Here is a 4,129-nt window from a genome sequence, read left to right on the forward strand (position 1 = left end):
CGGCTGGTGCGTCCGGCCCCCGGGCGGCTCCGGCAGCCAGTAGCGGTCCGGCGCGAACGGGTAGGCGGGCAGGGGGACGCGCCGCCGGGGCGCGGCACGGTGCACTGCCGCCCAGTCGACGTCCCTGCCGCGGACCCACAGCGACGCCAGCCACCGGGGAGAGCCGCGCCGTGCGAGGGCCTCGGCCTCCGCCGCCTCCGCGCGCCCGTCCTGGCCCCCGTCCCCGGCGTCGTCCCTGTCCTCCCTGTCCTCCCTGTCGTCCTTCCCGTCGGCGCCGGTGACCAGGAGGCCGGGGACCGGCCCCGGCCCTTCGAGGTGGGCCCGCAGCTGGTCGGCCAGCTCCGGGAGGGTGGCCGCGACGGCGGCGAGCCGGAAGGGCAGCGCGGGCCGCCCGGTCTGGAGGGTGTAGGCGACGTCGGCGGGCGCCGGCAGCGGGTGGGTCCCGGTGGTCAGCCGCCGCTCCAGATGGGTGCGCAGCCGGTGTGCGTAGCTGCGCAGGCCCTCCGCGGTGTGCGCGCTCAGCACGAAGACCTGGCGGCCCCCGGTGTCCTCCGGCGCCGCCCCGGCGCCGGTGGGCACGGCCTCCTCCACGACGACGTGCGCGTTGACGCCGCCGAAGCCGAACGAGCTGACCCCGGCCCGCCGCGGTCCCGGCGCGCCGTCCCGGTCCCGGGGCCGCTCCCACGGCCGCGCCTCGTCCACGAGGTGGAACGGCGTGCCGGAGAACTCCAGTCCCGGGTTGGCCCGCTCCACGTGCAAGGTGGGCGGCAGCATGCCGTGCCGGAGCGCGAGCAGCACCTTCAGCAGCCCGGCGATGCCCGCCGCGGTCTCCAGATGGCCGATGTTCGACTTCACGCTGCCCAGCCCGCAGCGCCGGGCCCCCGCGCCGTCCCCAAGTTGGGCGAAGGCGCTGGTGAGGCCGGTGAACTCGATCGGGTCGCCGAGCGCGGTGCCGGTGCCGTGGGTCTCGATGTAGCCCACCGTCTCCGGCGCCGTCCCGGCGCGCCGGTGGGCCTGGACGATCACGTCGGCCTGCGCTGTCGGGTTCGGCGCGGTCAGCGAGGCGGAGCGGCCGCCGTGGTTGACGGCGCTGCCCCGGATGAGGGCGTGGATGTGGTCGCCGTCGGCCCGCGCCCTCTCCAGCGGCTTGAGCAGGACGGCGCCGATGCCCTCGCCCCGTACATAGCCGTCGGCGCGGTGGTCGAACGCCTTGCAGCGGCCGTCCCCGGCGAGCATTCCGGCGCTGCTGAACGCCGCGAACGCGTCCGGGGTGAGCATGAGGTTCACACCGCCCGCGACCGCCTGCTCGCACTCGCCCTCCCGGATGGCTCGCACCGCCCGGTGCACGGCGGTGAGGGAGCTGGAGCAGGCGGTGTGCACCGGCTCGCTCGGGCCGTGCAGATCGAGCTGGAACGAGACGCGGTTGACCAGCATCGCGTGGTCGTTGCCGGTGGCGAGCTGCCCGTCGGCCGGCAGGCCGGCGCGGTGCGCGAGGCGGGCGTAGTCGGAGGAGGCCACGCCGATGAACAGCCCCGTGGCCGTGCCCGCGAGGGACCGCGGGTCGTGCCCCGCGTCCTCGACGACGTGCCACACCGTCTGCAGCAGCAGCCGGTGCTGGGGGTCCATCAGCCGTGCCTCGCGGGGCGAGATGCCGAAGAAGGCGGCGTCGAAGCGGTCGATGTCGTCCAGGAACCCGCCCCAGCGGCAGGCGAGCGGCTCCGCGCCGCCCTCGGGGCCGGTGGCTGCGGTGCGCCAGTCGAAGCGGTCGGCGGGGATCTCGCTGATCAGGTCCCGGCCCGCGACGAGGTTCGACCAGAAGGCTTCCAGGTCCGGCGAGCCGGGGAAGGCGCCCGCCATACCGACGACGGCCACCGGCTGTCCGCACTCCGCCGGGTCCGGGGCGCCGCTCGCGCCCACGGCCGCCGGTTTGCGCTTCTGCTGCGGTTCCGGTCCGGGTTCGGGTTCCGGCTCGGTCCGGCGCTGCGGGGGGTCAGCGGACGGCACCCGCCGCGCCAGGTCCGTGACGAGCCCGGCCACGCGGGCGTAGCCGTACAGCTCCGCCGGGGACACCGTCACGGACAGCGTCCGCTCCAGCCGTTCCGAGAGCGCGACGATGCTGAGCGAGTCGAAGCCGAAGTCGCTCAGATGGCACTCCATGTCGACCTCGTCACCCGGAACGCCGAGGATGTCCGCCACCGCCGTGACCAGGGCGGCCCGTACGGCCTCCAGCGCACCGGCGCTCGTGTGGGTGTCGTGGTTCCCCTCGCTTCCCATGCCGACCTTCCCGTCCCTGAGATCCGTGTGTTCCCTGTGTTCGCTGTGTTCGCTGTCGGGTGCGGCAGGCGGTGCGGGGAGCCAGCAGCGCTGCCGGGCGAAGGCGTAGCCGGGCAGCGACACCACGCGGCGGTCCCGCCCGCTGTGCAGCCGCGCCCAGTCGACGTGCGCGCCCTGCGCCCAGGCCCGGCCCAGCTCCAGCAGCGCCCCGGGGTCGGCGCGGTCCGGCACCGCCGCGTGCTGCTGCGGCTCCGTGCGCCGCGCCACGGCGGTGACGACGGCGTCCTCCCCGTCACCCGCCAGGAACCGGTCGAGCCGGTCGGCCAGTTCGGGCAGGTCCCGTACGGCTGTGGCGAGCCGGGCCGCCAGCTCCTCCCGGCCGGTCTGCAGGGTGTACGCCACGTCGCCCAGCGGGAGCCCGGCGCCCGCTGAGCGTACGAAGTCGCGCAGCCGCCGGGCGTGTTCCGCCAGCTGCTCGGGGCGGCGCGCGGAGACGACCACGAGGTGCGGCCCGTCCGGCTCCGGCGTACGGGGGCCGGGGTCGGGGGCCTGTGCGACCAGCGCGTGGGCGTTGGCGCCGCCCGCGCCGAAGGAGCTGATCCCGGCGATGCGGGGCCCGCCCTGTCCGGCCGGGCCCTCGGCGGGCCACGGTGTGCGGGCGCGCACCAGGCGGAGCGGGGTCCCCGCACCGTCGAGGCCGGGCACCGGGCGGTCGCCGGCGGAGGTCGGCGCGAACTCGGCGTGCCGCAGCTGCAGCAGTACCTTGGCCAGCTGCGCCATCCCGGAGGCGGCTTCCAGATGGCCCAGTTCCGGCTTCACCGAGCCGATCGCGCAGCCCCCCGGCCCGGCCGACGCGCGCTCCAGCACCCGGGTCAGCGCCGCCACCTCCACCGGGTCGGCCACCGGCGAACCCGAGGCGTGGGCCTCGACGTAGTGCAGGGCGCTGCCGTCGATCCCGGCCCGCCGCAGCGCGCCCTCCAGCAGGTCCTCCTGGGCGCCCGCGCGCGGCGCCGCGTAGCCGGGGGAGGGGCCGTTGGCGTTGACGAAGGTGCCGAGCAGTACCCCGTGCACCCGGTCGCCGTCCGCCAGCGCCCTCTCCAGCGGCTTGAGCACGACGGCCCCCACGCCCTCCCCGGTCACCATGCCGTCGGCGTCCTGGTCGAAGGCGCGGGCGCGGCCGTCGCGGGAGAGCAGGTGCGCGGCGGCGCGCGCATGGTGGTGCGCGGGGTGCAGGATCACGCTGACCCCGCCGGCGACGGCCGCGCCGCAGTCCCCGCGGCGGATGGCCTCGCAGGCCAGGTGGAGCGCGGTCAGCGCGGAGGAGCAGGCGGTGTCGGTGGTGAGGCTGGGGCCGGTGAGACCGAGGCAGTGCGAGACCCGGTGGGCGACGGAGCCCTGTCCCGGGTGCACGCTCGCACGCTGTCCGGCGGCCCAGCGCCCGGCCGCGAGGGCCTGGTACGGCGTGTCCGCGACCCCCGCGAACACCCCGACCCCGGCGGCGCCGTCGCCGGACTGCCGGCGGATCCGCCGCTCCAGCCCGCGCGGCGGGTACCCGGCGTCCTCGGCCGCTGACCACGCGGCCTCCAGGAACAGCCGCTCCTGCGGGTCCATGCGCTCGGCGTCCCGCGGGCTGATGCGGAAGAGCAGCGGGTCGAACCGGTCGACATCGGAGAGGTAGGTGCCCCAGCGGGGCGCGTCCGCCTCGGCGTCCGGAGCGTCGCGCTCGGGCGCCGGTTCCGGTACGGCGCGGCGTCCGGAGCACAGGTTCTCCCAGAGCTGCCAGAGATCGTCGGCCCCGGGGTAGCGGCCGGACACGCCGATGATCGCGATCGGTTCGGCGGGGGCGGTGGGGGTG

The 4,129-nt window shown here is 76.8% G+C and carries 1 protein-coding gene; it reads right to left on the reverse strand.

Going from position 1 to position 4,129, the window contains the following annotated elements:
* On the reverse strand, positions 1 to 4,129 hold a 4,129-nt coding region (locus G5C65_RS32585; protein WP_241266226.1), incomplete at both ends, for a beta-ketoacyl synthase N-terminal-like domain-containing protein.

The sequence above is a fragment of the Streptomyces boncukensis genome (assembly GCF_011045075.1).
GTDB lineage: Bacteria > Actinomycetota > Actinomycetes > Streptomycetales > Streptomycetaceae > Streptomyces > Streptomyces boncukensis.